Consider the following 232-nt stretch of genomic DNA (forward strand, 5'->3'; position numbering starts at 1 on the left):
ACAGACCGCCAATCCCATTCATTGCCAACTCGGTATCCATGTCGATGATCCAAATAATATCCTGTATGAAATGTGGATAGGCGGACAGCGCGTCACGGACAACCGGTTCATCGTAAATCCGGGACTTTGACTGTATCACATCGTCCGCTCTCATGACGCTAATATTGCTCATAACTTCTTCAATAAATCTCATGTGGTGCTCCTTTTGTTATGCTACGCTCTCAATCCAGCT

1 pseudogene is annotated in these 232 nt (G+C 45.7%); it reads right to left on the reverse strand.

Features of this window, described 5'->3' with window-relative positions:
• Positions 1 to 193, reverse strand: a pseudogene (locus KVT34_RS31375) (hypothetical protein); the annotation flags it as partial.
• Positions 194 to 232 lie beyond the last annotated feature (39 nt).

It is taken from the genome of Paenibacillus sp. GbtcB18 (genome assembly GCF_019091125.1).
Lineage (GTDB): Bacteria > Bacillota > Bacilli > Paenibacillales > NBRC-103111 > Paenibacillus_F > Paenibacillus_F chitinolyticus.